This is a genomic window from Micromonospora sp. DT15, assembly GCF_049841475.1.
GTDB lineage: Bacteria > Actinomycetota > Actinomycetes > Mycobacteriales > Micromonosporaceae > Micromonospora.
The window spans coordinates 287,273-300,008 of the sequence record NZ_JBNCKJ010000007.1 but is presented as its reverse complement, the minus strand read 5'-3'; the positions used below and the strand labels follow the sequence as shown (position 1 = coordinate 300,008).

Below are 12,736 nucleotides of genomic sequence, written 5' to 3'. Positions count from 1 at the left end.
GCCATTTGATGTCGCCGGATCGCCACTTTTCGTGGCCGAAGGGATCTTCGCCGCCGAGATCGTCGAGGAGTGCCGTCGCCGCGGCCTGCTCGCCGGGGCGTACGCGCTGCGACGCCCGCGCGGGGCCACCTTCCTGCGCCGACTCGCCCGCGACCTGTCCGAGCAGCGCAAGGCGCCCCGGGTGCTGATCCGGCGCGGGGTGACGCTGCTACGGGCCGAGCCCGCTGTGCTGCGCCGGCAGATGGGCCTCGGCGCGGAGGCGGCCCGGGCCCGGGAGGTGCTGCGCCGGGTGGCCGGGCTGCTCGCCGGCCACCCACATGGCTGAGCTCAGGCCAGCAACTTCGCGTACGCCGGCTTGATCACGTCATCGATGATCCGCAGCCGCTCGTCGAACGGGATGAATGCGCTCTTCATCGCGTTGATGGTGAACCACTGCAACTCCTTCCAGCCGTAGCCGAACGTCTCCACCAGCAGCGACATCTCCCGCGACATCGAGGTGCCGCTCATCAACCGGTTGTCGGTGTTGACGGTGGCCCGGAAGCGCAGGTCCCGCAGCAGGCCGATCGGGTGGTCCGCGATCGAGGCCACCGCGCCGGTCTGCACGTTCGACGAGGGGCACAGCTCCAGGGGGATCCGCTTGTCCCGGACGTACGCGGCCAGCCGGCCGAGGGAGCCGTCGGGGGCGATGTCGTCGACGATCCGCACCCCGTGGCCGAGCCGGTCGGCCCCGCACCACTGGATCGCCTGCCATATCGACGGCAGACCGAACGCCTCGCCGGCGTGGATGGTGAAGTGGAAGTTCTCCCGTTGCAGGTACTCGAAGGCGTCCAGGTGCCGGGTGGGCGGGAAGCCCGCCTCGGCGCCGGCGATGTCGAAGCCGACCACCCCGGCATCCCGGTGCCGCACGGCCAGCTCGGCGATCTCCTGGGAACGGGCGGCGTGCCGCATCGCGGTGAGCAGGGTGCCCACCCGGATGGTGAGGCCCGCCTCGACCGCCTGGGCGGTGCCCTCGGCGAACCCGGCCAGCACCGCCTCGACCACCTCGTCCAGGCTGAGGTCCCGTTCCAGGTGCTGCTCCGGGGCGAAACGCACCTCGGCGTAGACCACACCGTCGGCGGCCAGGTCCAGGGCGCACTCGCGGGCCACCCGACGCAGCGCGGGCGCGGTCTGCATGACGGCCACGGTGTGCGCGAACGTCTCGAGGTAGCGCTCCAGGGAGCCGGAGTCCGCCGCGTCCGCGAACCAGCGTCCGAGCGCCTCCGGGTCGGTGGTGGGTAGTTCGTGGCCCACCTCGGCGGCCAGGTCGACGATCGTCGCCGGCCTCAGCCCACCGTCGAGGTGGTCGTGCAGCAGCGCCTTCGGGACCTTGACGATGTCCTCGTACCGGATAGTTGCGACCATGCTCAGACCCTAGTCAGCAGCCTTGGCGGACGGGTACGGGACCGGCCGGGCGTCACGGCCGCCAGCCGTACACCCGGTGCACGTCGAGGCGGATCACCAACCGCCCGTCGGCGACCATGGCCGCCCGGTAGTCCGCCCAGTCCGGGTGGTCACCGCGAATCCGGCGGTAGACCTCGACCAGTTCGTCGACCGTCTCGTCGGTCGTGGCCATGGCCGGCTCGCTGAGCCTCACGGCCCCCTCCGCGACCGCGTACGCGCCGCCGTCCGGCGTGGTGACGTAGAAGCTGGCGCGGGGATCGCGGCGCAGGTTGCGGACCTTCGCCCGGTCGCCTGTGGTGGAGCAGCGGAGCAACCCCGGCTCGGCCAGGTAGTCGAGGTTGGACAGCTGGGGCCGCCCGTCCCGGCGCACGGTGACCAGCACTCCGCGCCCCCGTTGACCGAACAGCTCCCACAGCCGGTCACCAGCGGCGGCGGTCGGCGCACCAGGCCGCCCGGGAGAATTAGTTGACATGTCATCGAATCTAGAGGCACATCGATGACATGTCAACGAAAGCGTTAGACTCGACGAATGGACGCACCCCGGTGGCTGGACGAACGGGAGGACCGCGCCTGGCGCGGTTACCGCCGGATGCGTCGACTGCTCGACCTGGAACTGGCCCGGGAGCTGACCCAGGACGCCGGCCTCTCCGAGGCCGACTACGACGTGCTGTCCGACCTCTCCGAGACACCGCAGGGGCGACTGCGCCTACGGGAGCTGGCAGACCGGATGCTGTGGTCGCGCAGCCGGCTCTCCCACCACCTGACCCGGATGCAGCAGCGCGGCCTGGTGACCCGTGAGGAGTGCGCCGATGACGCCCGGGGCTCCGTCGTCGTCCTCACCCCCGCTGGGCGGCAGGCCATCGAGTCCGCCGCACCCGGTCACGTGGCCGCCGTCCGCCGGCACCTGATCGACCTGCTCACCCCCGCCGAGATCGACGCCCTCGGCGCGCTCACCCACCGCGTGGTCGACCAGCTCGGCGGGCGGGCACCCCAGCCACGGCACGACGCGGAGGTCTGACGTGGACTCCCGCATTCTCGCCCGGCTGCGCTGCCCGGTCTGTGGCGAGCCGCTCGAGCAGGCCACCGACACGAGGGCGCTGCGCTGCCCACGCCGGCACAGCTTCGACATCGCCCGCCAGGGCTACGTCAACCTGCTCACCGGTCGGTCCCCGCACGTCGGCGACACCCCCGAGATGGTCGCGGCCCGCGCGGACTTCCAGGCCACCGGGCACTACGACGTCATCTCGGCCGCCCTCGCCGCCGCCGCGATGGACGCTGTCGGCCGTCTCGGCGACACGGACGCCCCGCAGCCGGAATCCGCTACAGCAGAGGTACAACCGCCCGACTTCGGGGCGTACCCCCTGGTGGTGGATGCCGGCGCCGGCACCGGCCGGTACCTCGGCGCGGTGCTGGCGGCGCTGCCGGACGCCGTGGGTCTGTCCCTGGACGTGTCCAAGCCGGCGCTGCGCCGCGCGGCCCGCGCGCATCCCCGGGCCGCCGCCGCGCTCGCCGACACCTGGCAGCGACTGCCGCTCGCGGACGCCTCGACCGCCGTGCTGCTGAACGTGTTCGCCCCGCGCAACGGCCCGGAGTTCCACCGGGTGCTCGACCCGGCCGGCACGTTGCTGGTGGTCACGCCCGACACCGACCACCTCGCCGAGTTGGTGGACACCCTCGACCTGCTGCGGGTGGACCCGGACAAGGCCGACCGGGTGGCAGCCAGCCTGGGCGGGCACTTCACGCTGGTCAGCTCCGCAGTGCACCGGGCCGGGTTGGCACTGACCCGGCCCGAGGTCGCCACAGTGGTCGGCATGGGCCCCAGCGCCTGGCACACCGACGCAGCCGCACTCACCACCCGGCTGGCCGCGCTCCCCGAACCGGTCCGGGTCACGGTGGCGGTCCGGCTCGACGTCCTGCGACCGCGCTGACCTCAGGTGGAGAGGTCGACCTCTTCCCAGCCGGGCGGCTCGTCGTGGTACGGCCCGCGCAGGATCACCGCCCACTCCAGCGCCCAACGCCGCTGCCCGATCGCGTTAGCGTCGACCAGGCCCGGCGCCCGCCGGCCGCCGCGCTCGGTCTCCAGGTACGCCCAGTCCAGGCAGTAGTGCAGATCGAGCAGGGCTGCCGCGTCGGCCGGATGCTGTGGCGCCGTGAGGATCCGGGAGCGCCAGTGCGAAAAGGTCTCCCCGTCGACGATGTGCGGCAGCCGCTCGACCAGCCGCTCGTCGACGGCCAGCGTCGGGTCGAGCTGCTTGCTCAGCCCGAGCACCCAGGCCAACGCGAAGAGCGCGTCGTGGTGCAGCACGAACGACCGGTGGTCGCCCTTGCCGCCCATCACGAACTGCCACTCCGGCGGGGTGACCATGTCGACCAGGTGCGAGCCGAGCAGCCAGCTCATCGCTGCTTGCGGGGGCATCCCGAAACAGCGCGCCAGGATCAGGTGCAGCACCGCGATGCGCGCCTCGATCTCCACGGTCGGGCGCAGGTCGATCTGATCACCCGGCTCCCAGACGAGGGGAAACTGGGCCGGCGGCAACGGCAGGCCGAGCCGGGACAGCTCGTCCAGGCTCGCCTCGCGCACCTCACGGGGGTCGGGGGCAGCAACGCTCACGGCGGATCTTCCTGTCTGCTCGCGCCGGCGCAAGGCCGGTTGTCCCCCCTTGGCCTGCGACAATAGCGCTCCCACGTGACCGGCACCACGCCAGGGCGACGCCGGATCGATCAGCCGACGCGTTCGATGACCAACGACGTCGCCGCCGGGGCCGTCGACGCGATCCGCACCGCGTTCGCGGCCTCGGTCAGCGCGGCCGGAATCCGCGTAGCGTCGTCGGCACGCAGCTCGTAGAGCGGGTCACCGGCCCGCACCTCGTCACCCGGCCGCTTGTGCAACACCACACCGGCCGGCACGCTGACCGGGTCCTCCTTGCGCGCCCGGCCCGCGCCGAGCCGCCACGCCGCAACCCCCATGGCGTACGCGTCGATGGCCGCGATGTACCCGTCCCGCTCCGCGCGGACCACCTCCACCTCGGCCGCCGCCGGCATCGGCGCGTCCGGATCGCCGCCCTGCGCCCGGATCATCGCCCGCCAGGAGTCCATGGCCCGGCCGTCGCGCAGCGCCGCGGCCGGGTCGGCGTCCGGCAGACCGGCGGCGTCGAGCATCTCCCGGGCCAGTGCGAGGGTCAGCTCCACCACGTCCGCCGGTCCCCCACCGGCCAGCACCTCGACCGACTCGGTCACCTCGACCGCGTTGCCGATCGCCAGGCCGAGCGGGGTGGACATGTCGGTGAGCAGGGCGACCGTCCGCACCCCGTGCGCGCCGCCCAGCTCGACCATGGTGCGCGCCAACTCGCGGGCCTGGTCGACGGACTTCATGAAGGCGCCCGAGCCGACCTTGACGTCGAGGACCAGCGCCCCGGTGCCCTCGGCGATCTTCTTGCTCATGATCGAGCTGGCGATCAGCGGGATCGCCTCCACGGTGCCGGTCACGTCCCGCAACGCGTACAGCTTGCGGTCGGCGGGGGCGAGCCCGGCACCGGCCGCGCAGATCACCGCACCGACCTCGTCCAGCTGGGCGATGAACTCGTCGTTGCTCACCGTGGCCCGCCAGCCCGGGATGGACTCCAACTTGTCCAGCGTGCCGCCGGTGTGCCCGAGACCCCGGCCGCTCAGCTGCGGAACGGCCGCGCCGCACGCCGCCACCAGCGGGGTGAGCGGCAGAGTGATCTTGTCGCCGACGCCGCCGGTGGAGTGCTTGTCGACCGTCGGCCGGCGTACCGCCGACAGGTCCAACCGCTCACCGCTGGCGATCATCGCGGCGGTCCACCGAGCGATCTCCGGCCCGGTCATGCCGTTGAGCAGGATCGCCATCGCCAGCGCCGACATCTGCTCGTCGGCGACAACCCCCCGGGTGTACGCGTCGACCACCCAGTCGATCTGCGCGTCCGACAGCACACCGCCGTCCCGCTTGACCCGAATAACGTCAACAGCAGCAAAACTCATCAGAAGATCTTCCCTCGTCTGTTGCAGATCCCGACCGACGGCCGTCGACCACGTCGGGGCGGGGGCCGACCGTGCCCGGCGGAGGGATCAAGCCTGACCGCCCGGAGCCGGGCACGGTCGGCCCCCGCCCCCAACCACTAAGACCACCGCACCGGGATCTCAGCAGGCGGCTCACCCTCGCCGGCCCAGAAGATGGTGCCGGTGGCGTCCACCACGACCACCCGGGGCGTCCGGGCCAGGCCCCAGGTGATCGCCTCGGCCGGGTCGTCCCAGCTCGGCGCCTCCTCCAGCACCCCGGTCTCGGCGCCGGCGTCGTCGCCTGCCGACCGCTCCCAGTACGCCGTCCAGACCTGCTGGCCGGCGGACATGTCCGGGTGCACGAAGACGGTGCCGCGCCCGCGCCAGGCGGCGAGCCGCTCCGGGACCACCGGCACCGGTGTCTCCCCGGTGACGGCCTCCAGGTCCTCCACACCGAAGGCGTGCGGCAGCAGCTCGGCCATCCGCAGCGGCCGGGTCTTGCTCTCGATCAGGCACTCCGGCCCGCCGTGCTCCCAGAGCAGCTGCCGGCAGCGGCCACACGGCATCAACGGCTCGCCTGTCGCGTCGACGCAGGAGAGCGCGACGAGCCGGCCGCCACCGGTGGCGTGCAGGCTGGAGACGACCCCGCACTCGGCGCACAGCGTGACCCCGTACGCGGCGTTCTCCACGTTGCAGCCGACCACCACCCGGCCGTCGTCGACAAGTGCGGCCGCGCCAACCGGGAACGTCGAGTACGGCGCGTACGCGTGCCGCATCGCCTCGATGGCGGCAGCGCGCAACCGTGCCCAGTCAATGTCGGTCATGCCGCCATTCTGCCCAAGCTGCCCAGGTCAGACGCGGGCAGGGGCGGCCGCCCGCCGTGATCAAGTGATGAGAAGTAGGCCAGGAACGGTCCCGGCACCTACTTTTCATCACTTGATCAAGTGGGATCGGGCCCGCCCCGGAGGTCAGCCCTTGATGTAGGGCTTGCCGTCGGCGGCCGGTGCCCGGACCCGACCGACCAGCCCGGCGACCGCCAGGATCGTCGCCAGGTAGGGCAGCATGGCCAGGAACTGGCTGGGGATCGAGCTGCTGATCGCGCCCAGGTACGTGGCGAGCTGGTCGGCGAATCCGAAGAACAGCGCGGCGAGCAGCGCGCCGGTCGGGTTCCAGCGACCGAAGATCAGCGCAGCCAGGGCGATGAAGCCCTTACCGCCGATCATGTTCTTGGTGAACGAGTAGAGCGCCAGGGTGTAGGACGCGCCGCCGATGCCGGCGACCACACCGGCCAGCAGCACGTTGCGGTAGCGCACCCGCAGCACCTTGACGCCGAGCGTGTCGGCGGCGATCGGGTGCTCGCCGACCGAGCGGGTCCGCAGCCCCCACCGGGTGCGGAACAGCCCGATGTGGATCACCAGCACCAGGAGCAGCCCGAGATAGAGGAAGATGTTGCCGCGGAACAACGCCGGACCGAGCACCGGGATGTCCTTCAGCAGCGGGATCTCCCAGTTGCTGAAGCGGGGCGCGCTGTTGTACTTCGCGGCGTCGGTCTGCATCAGCCGCTCGTAGAGGAAGCCGGTGACGCCGACGGCCAGCAGGTTCAGCACGATGCCCATGACAACCTGGTCGACCAGGTAGCGGATGGCGAAGACGGCCAGCAGCAGCGAGATGAACGCGCCACCGATGGCTGCGGCGACCAGGCCCACCCACACGCTGCCGGAGATGCTGCCGAACAGGGCCCCGCTGAACGCGCCCATCAGCAGTTGGCCCTCGATGGCCACGTTGACCACGCCGGACCGCTCACAGAGCACCCCGGCGAGCGCGCCGAAGATCAACGGCAGGGCCAGGATGAACGTACCGCGGATGATGTTGACCAGCGGCATGAAGTTCTGCCCGGCCGGCGCGGCGCTGACCTGCCAGCAGAGGAACGACAGCACGAAGGCGACCAGCCCGACGCCGAGCACGGGAAGGAACCACCGCTTCGGCACCCCGGCGAGCAGCGCCGCGCCAGCGGCGATCGTGATGATCCCGAACAGGATCGCCCCGATCGTGCCGTTGATCTCCAGTGCGGCACCGGCCGCGTCGTCGCTGAGGGTGAACCGGGCCTGTTGGTCGGTGGCGAGCGCGCCGAAGAGCACCGCGGCCAGCAGGCCGAGCGCCAGCAGCGTGAGACCGACCTTCCGGCTGCGGGTCCAGAAGCCCTCGTCGACCGGGGCGACCGCGATGTCGGGGACAGCCATGGTGGACATGAGTTACCAGCCCTTCGCCAGGCTCGTCTGCAACCGGGCGGCGCGCGCGGCCCGGAGCTGGAAGATCGCCTTCACCAGGGCCGGTGCGGCGATGAAGATGACGATCAGCGCCTGGAGCACTGTCACCAGCTCCAGCGAGATCCCGGAGTACGACTGCATCCGGTTACCACCGGCCTGAAGCGCGCCGAACAGCAGCGCGGCCAGCAGCACCCCCCAGGGCTTCACCCGCCCGAGCAGTGCCACCAGGATGCCGTCGAACCCGATCTGCGCGACCACCAGCGGGGTCAACGCGCTGGCGGTCGAGCCGAGCACCATGTTCGAGCCGCCGAGGCCGGCCAGGATTCCGGCGAAGACCATGATCAGGATGTACGTCCGGGTGACGCTGATGCCCGCGGTCCGGGCGGCGTCCGGGTTGGCGCCGACCGCGCGCAGCTCGAAACCGAGCGTCGAGCGGTTGAGCAGCCAGGCGACCGCCCAGGTGGCCAGCACGGCGAGCAGGATGCCGGCGTGCACGCGCAGGTTGTCGCCGAGCAGTCGGGGCAGCTGGGCGGACGTGTCCACCGCCTTGCTGATCGCGTCGGTGCGGTTCGGGTCCTGCACGCCGTTCTGCACGATCAACCAGGTGAGGAAGTACGTGGCGACGTAGTTGAGCATGATCGTGTTGATCACCTCGTGCGCGCCGGCACGGGCCTTGAGGATGCCGGGGATGAAGCCCCAGATCGCTCCACCCAGCGCGCCGGCGAGCACCGCCACCAGCAGGTGCAGGCCGGGCGGCAGCGGCAGCAGGAAGCCGGCCAGCGCCGCCATGATCACACCGATGGTGGCCTGGCCCTGGGCGCCGATGTTGAACAGGCCGCCCCGGAAGGCCAGCGCCACCGACAGGCCGGTGAAGACCAGCGGCGCCGCGTAGGTCAGCGTCTCCGAGATCGGCGCGAGCACCGCCTGCCAGCCGTTGGCGCCGTCCAACCAGCCGGAGAACGCCTCGGGGTCGAAGATCGAGCCCTTGAACAGGTTCGCGTACGCCTCGCTGACGAGCGTCCAGCTGGAGTTGATCGCGTCGGACGGGCGGGAGGTGATGTACGAGTAGGTGGCGAGCACGTCGGGATCAGAGATGATCATCAGCACCGCGCCGACCACGATCGCCAGCACCAACGACAACAGCGTCACCGTGAAGGTGTTCGCCGCCCAGAGGTTGTCCAGGAACAACCGGCCCAGGCTCGGCTTCGGCTCCGGGGCCGGCTTCGTGGCCGAGCGATCCGGCTCGGTGGCCACCTCGGCGCGTTCGGTGTTGCCGAGCGCGTTCTGCGCGGCCTGCGCCTCGCTCGCCGGCTCCTTGTCCGGCGAGCCGGACTGCGGATTGGGGTCGCTCATGCCGTCACTCCGCTTCGCTGCGTGACGCCATGAGGCACCAGACCCCGGTGTCGACTGTTCGCTCGCTGGCGCTCGCTCATGCCTCGTCCTCGCTCGCGGAGCCCGCGTCGCGCGCCGGGCTCCCGTCTGCCGCGCCGGGCTTGTCGGTGGCGGGTCCCGCGCCGGACTCGCCGTCGGCGGTTGCCGCGTCGGGCTTCTCGGCGACGGCGTCGTGGGCCTCGTCCGGGCTGATGCCGGCCATCAGCAGACCGATCTCCTCACGCGGGGTGTCCGGGCCGACGATGCCGATGATCCGGCCGCGGTACATCACCGCGATCCGGTCGGCCAACCCGATCACCTCGTCGAGTTCGCTGGAGACCACCAGAACGGCGGTGCCGATGTCCCGCTCGCGGATGACCTGGCTGTGGATGAACTCGATCGATCCGACGTCGACGCCACGGGTCGGCTGGGCGGCGATGAAGAGCTTCAGCGGCCGGGACAGCTCCCGGGCCACGATCACCTTCTGCTGATTGCCGCCGGAGAGGGTGCCCACCGCCGCGTCGGCCGATGAGGTACGAACGTCGAACTGCTCGATCCGCTCCTTTGCGGAGGCGGCGATCGCGTCCGGCTTCAGCGCGAGCCCGGCACCGAACGGCGGCCGGTCGTAGATGTCCAGCACCAGGTTCTCCGCGACGCTGAACTCCTTGATCAGGCCGTCCACGCTACGGTCCTCGGGCACGTAACCGACGCCCGCCCGGAGCACCTTCTTGGGCTTCCAGCCGTTGATCCGGTCGCCGGCCAGGCTGATCGTGCCGGCGAGCGCCGGGCGCAGGCCCATGATCGCCTCGATCAGCTCGGTCTGACCGTTGCCCTGTACGCCCGCCACGCCGAGCACCTCGCCCGCGCGAACGGTCAGGTCGACGCCGTCAACCGCGCGGATCTGCCGGTCGTCGTCGACGACCAGCCCGGCCACCTCCAGCACCGGCTCGCCCGGAGTGGCCGGGGTCTTGTCCACGGTGAGCCGGACGTTGCGCCCGACCATCAACGCGGCCAGCTCGTCCCGGCTGGCCTCCGGCGAGGCGGTGCCGACGGTCTTTCCGCGTCGGATCACGGTGATCCGGTCGGCGATGGCCTTGACCTCGCCGAGCTTGTGGGTGATGAAGACGATCGACTTGCCGGCCGCCTTGAGCGACCGCATGACCGTCAGCAACTCCTCGGTCTCCTGAGGGGTGAGCACAGCGGTCGGCTCGTCCAGGATGAGCAGGTCGACGTCGCGGGTGAGCGCCTTGACGATCTCGACGCGTTGCTGGATGCCGACCGGCAGGTCCTCGATCACCGCGTCCGGGTCGACCCGCAGGTTGTAGCGCTCGGACACCTCGGTGACCTCGCGCCGGGCCCGCCGCCGGTCCAGGAAGCCGGCGATGCCGCCCCTGATCTGCTCGGCGCCGAGCATGATGTTTTCGGTGACGGTGAAGACCGGCACCAGCATGAAGTGCTGGTGCACCATGCCGATCCCGGCCCCGATCGCGTCGGACGGGCCCTTCAGCTTCAGCGGCTTGCCGTCGACCAGGATCTCGCCCTCGTCGGGCTGGTAGAGCCCGTAGAGCACGTTCATCAGGGTCGACTTGCCCGCGCCATTCTCGCCGAGGAGGGCGTGAATTTCTCCAGGCTCCACCGTCAGGTCGATGTGATCGTTGGCGACCAGATCACCGAACCGCTTGGTGATGCCGCGCAGTTCGAGTCTCAGCGCAACCTCCTGGAGTGCGAGCGATGGTGCAGCCTAGCTGCCGTCGTACCGGCCGGACCGGACCGGCCGCCGTGGTGCGCGATCGGCCGCTCCGACCCCGCGGGGTATCCGCAGAGCCGGAGCGGCCGATCGAGTCGTACCTGTCCCCCGCCGGCCCCCCGATGATCTCACCGGAGCGGCCGGCCGGTTGTCACTTGGTCGGCTGGGCCTTCGAGGTGACGGTGATGGTGCCAGCGGCGATGTCCGCCTTGATCTTGTCGACCTCGGCCTTCAGCTCGGCCGGAACCTTGCTGTCGAAGTCGTGGTACGGGGCGATCGAGACACCGGTGTTGGCCAGGGTGCCGACGAAGCCCGGCTTGGACTCCAGCTTCTCGCCACCGGCGGCCTTCACCACGGCCTCCTTGACGGCCTCCGGGATGTTCTTGACCACGGTGGTCACGATCGCGGAGCAGTCCGGGGTGCTCTCGCAGCCGTCGACGTCCACCCAGATGGTGCTGTACTTGCCGCCCGAGGCCTTGGCCGCAGCGGTGGTGCCGAGGCCGGAGCCGCCGGCGACCGGCATGATGATGTCCGCGCCCTGGGCGACCAGCGCGTCGGAGACCTTCTTGCCCTCGTCCTGCTTGTCGAAGGCGTTGGAGAAGGAACCCTTCTGGGTCTCCTTGTTCCAGCCCAGGGCCTGGACGTTCTTGCCCTTGGTGGTGTTGAAGTACTTCACACCGTCGACGAAACCGTCCATGAAGATGGTCACCGGCGGGATCGGCACGGCACCGTAGGTGCCGACCTTGCCGCTCTTGCTCATCCCGGCGGCCAGGTAGCCGGCCTGGAACGCCGCCTGGGCGGTGTCGAACTGCATCGGGTAGACGTTGGCGTCACCCGGGTTCGCGTCGACGATGCCGAACTGCTGGTTCGGGTTCGCCTTCGCGATCTTCGAGGTGGCGTCGCCCATCAGGCCACCGACCGCCAGGATGAAGTCGCACTTCTGGTTGACGAACTGCGTCAGGTTCGGCTCGTAGTCGGCCTCGGCCTTCGACGCGACGTACTTGATGTCGATGTTGTCGTTGGCGGCCTTGGCCTCCTGCAGGCCCTTCCAGGCCGAAGCGTTGAACGACTTGTCGTCGATGCCGCCGACGTCGGTCACCATGCAGGCGCTGAACTTCTTGGCGCCACTGCCGGCGTTGTTGTCATCCTTGGGCGCCTCGCCACAAGCGGCGGCGGTGAGCGCGAGCCCACCCACCGCGAAGATCGAAGCGATCCGCATCCCACGCACCGAGCGCAAGACGTCTCCTTCCCATTGCACACCGCGCCTTGTGCGGTGGCAGCCCATCAGCCGACCTGCGGGTGTGCCGCCGGCTGTCCCACGTTACGGACGGGAGCGTACGCCCGCGCCCACCCACCGGCCGACAATCGTGCACGACTGTTGAGCGCCTGTTACCCGGGTGTAACCCTCGCGTGGGGCACGTCACTCTTCGTGCTGGTAACCGTGCGCCACAGCGTCCGCAACGTCCGTTTTCTGGAGGCGTTTCCCTCCACGGACGTTACCGCCAAAAGACCGCGACCGCCGCGTTGACCAGGGTCAGACCGACGATCGCGAGGAAATGACCGCGGTTGACCACGTCCCGCTTCCGGGAGAAGAAGACCATGACGAAGATCAGCAGCGCGATCACCAACTTCGTCACAAGTTTTGCCGGGTTCGGCTCGTCGTCGCCGCCGCCGCGCAGCGGCGCGGAGAGGCCCAGCCCGGTCAGCAACTGGATCACCGCGCCCCACAGCATGGCCTGGTTGATCCGCAGCCGACCGCTGGCGTACTGGGCGATCGAGCCACCGAGCAGCAGGGCGAACCCGATCAGATGGACGTAGAGAAGGATGAGTCTGAGAGCTTCCACGCCCGCCATACTCCCCTATCAACGACACTTTGTAGTAGTGGGGTGACCGG

General features: G+C 70.4%; 13 protein-coding genes. 3 read left to right on the top strand and 10 right to left on the bottom strand.

The features are described 5' to 3' along the window. Nucleotides 1-31 precede the first annotated feature (31 nt). Nucleotides 32-325: a hypothetical protein gene (locus tag ACLQ3F_RS17960; RefSeq protein WP_238690831.1), complete on the top strand. Its 294-nt coding sequence runs from the start codon at nucleotides 32-34 to the stop codon at nucleotides 323-325. 2 nt (nucleotides 326-327) lie between these two features. Here ACLQ3F_RS17960 and ACLQ3F_RS17955 read toward each other — a convergent pair whose 3' ends face one another. Next, nucleotides 328-1,401 (bottom strand): adenosine deaminase, encoded by a 1,074-nt coding sequence (locus ACLQ3F_RS17955; RefSeq protein WP_238680481.1) that lies wholly within the window; start codon nucleotides 1,399-1,401, stop codon nucleotides 328-330. Nucleotides 1,402-1,453: 52 nt separating this feature from the next. Beyond that, entirely contained in the window at nucleotides 1,454-1,912 is a 459-nt protein-coding gene (locus tag ACLQ3F_RS17950) for a PPOX class F420-dependent oxidoreductase (protein ID WP_425850195.1), read from the bottom strand. Nucleotides 1,913-1,969: 57 nt separating this feature from the next. Here ACLQ3F_RS17950 and ACLQ3F_RS17945 point away from each other — a divergent pair, with 57 nt between their 5' ends. Both ACLQ3F_RS17945 and ACLQ3F_RS17940 read left to right on the top strand, forming a co-directional pair. Further along, nucleotides 1,970-2,458: a MarR family winged helix-turn-helix transcriptional regulator gene (locus ACLQ3F_RS17945; protein ID WP_425850192.1), complete on the top strand. Its 489-nt coding sequence runs from the start codon at nucleotides 1,970-1,972 to the stop codon at nucleotides 2,456-2,458. Between the two features lies 1 nt (nucleotide 2,459). Then, nucleotides 2,460-3,368: a putative RNA methyltransferase gene (locus tag ACLQ3F_RS17940; RefSeq protein ID WP_425850189.1), complete on the top strand. Its 909-nt coding sequence runs from the start codon at nucleotides 2,460-2,462 to the stop codon at nucleotides 3,366-3,368. A 2-nt stretch (nucleotides 3,369-3,370) separates the two neighbouring features. On the opposite strand, the gene ACLQ3F_RS17935 is transcribed toward ACLQ3F_RS17940, so the two are convergent. The 8 genes from ACLQ3F_RS17935 to ACLQ3F_RS17900 all read right to left on the bottom strand — a co-directional run bounded on the left by ACLQ3F_RS17935 (nucleotide 3,371) and on the right by ACLQ3F_RS17900 (nucleotide 12,686). Next, nucleotides 3,371-4,051 (bottom strand): DUF4272 domain-containing protein, encoded by a 681-nt coding sequence (locus tag ACLQ3F_RS17935; RefSeq protein ID WP_355009505.1) that lies wholly within the window; start codon nucleotides 4,049-4,051, stop codon nucleotides 3,371-3,373. A 110-nt stretch (nucleotides 4,052-4,161) separates the two neighbouring features. Then, the gene (locus ACLQ3F_RS17930; protein WP_425850313.1) at nucleotides 4,162-5,442 is read right to left on the bottom strand and encodes a thymidine phosphorylase; all 1,281 of its coding nucleotides are present in this window, start codon (nucleotides 5,440-5,442) and stop codon (nucleotides 4,162-4,164) included. A gap of 134 nt (nucleotides 5,443-5,576) precedes the next feature. Continuing rightward, nucleotides 5,577-6,281, bottom strand: coding sequence for a cytidine deaminase (locus ACLQ3F_RS17925; RefSeq protein ID WP_091394566.1), 705 nt, complete (start codon nucleotides 6,279-6,281; stop codon nucleotides 5,577-5,579). Nucleotides 6,282-6,425: 144 nt separating this feature from the next. Next, the gene (locus ACLQ3F_RS17920) at nucleotides 6,426-7,706 is read right to left on the bottom strand and encodes an ABC transporter permease (RefSeq protein WP_357199973.1); all 1,281 of its coding nucleotides are present in this window, start codon (nucleotides 7,704-7,706) and stop codon (nucleotides 6,426-6,428) included. Between the two features lie 3 nt (nucleotides 7,707-7,709). Beyond that, nucleotides 7,710-9,077: an ABC transporter permease gene (locus ACLQ3F_RS17915; RefSeq protein ID WP_425850185.1), complete on the bottom strand. Its 1,368-nt coding sequence runs from the start codon at nucleotides 9,075-9,077 to the stop codon at nucleotides 7,710-7,712. A 76-nt stretch (nucleotides 9,078-9,153) separates the two neighbouring features. Continuing rightward, nucleotides 9,154-10,743, bottom strand: coding sequence for an ABC transporter ATP-binding protein (locus tag ACLQ3F_RS17910; protein WP_425850312.1), 1,590 nt, complete (start codon nucleotides 10,741-10,743; stop codon nucleotides 9,154-9,156). A 250-nt stretch (nucleotides 10,744-10,993) separates the two neighbouring features. Continuing rightward, a complete protein-coding gene (locus ACLQ3F_RS17905) occupies nucleotides 10,994-12,061 on the bottom strand; it encodes a BMP family lipoprotein (protein ID WP_387351822.1) in 1,068 nt (355 codons plus the stop codon). A 277-nt stretch (nucleotides 12,062-12,338) separates the two neighbouring features. Continuing rightward, the gene (locus ACLQ3F_RS17900) at nucleotides 12,339-12,686 is read right to left on the bottom strand and encodes a hypothetical protein (protein ID WP_355010190.1); all 348 of its coding nucleotides are present in this window, start codon (nucleotides 12,684-12,686) and stop codon (nucleotides 12,339-12,341) included. Nucleotides 12,687-12,736 lie beyond the last annotated feature (50 nt).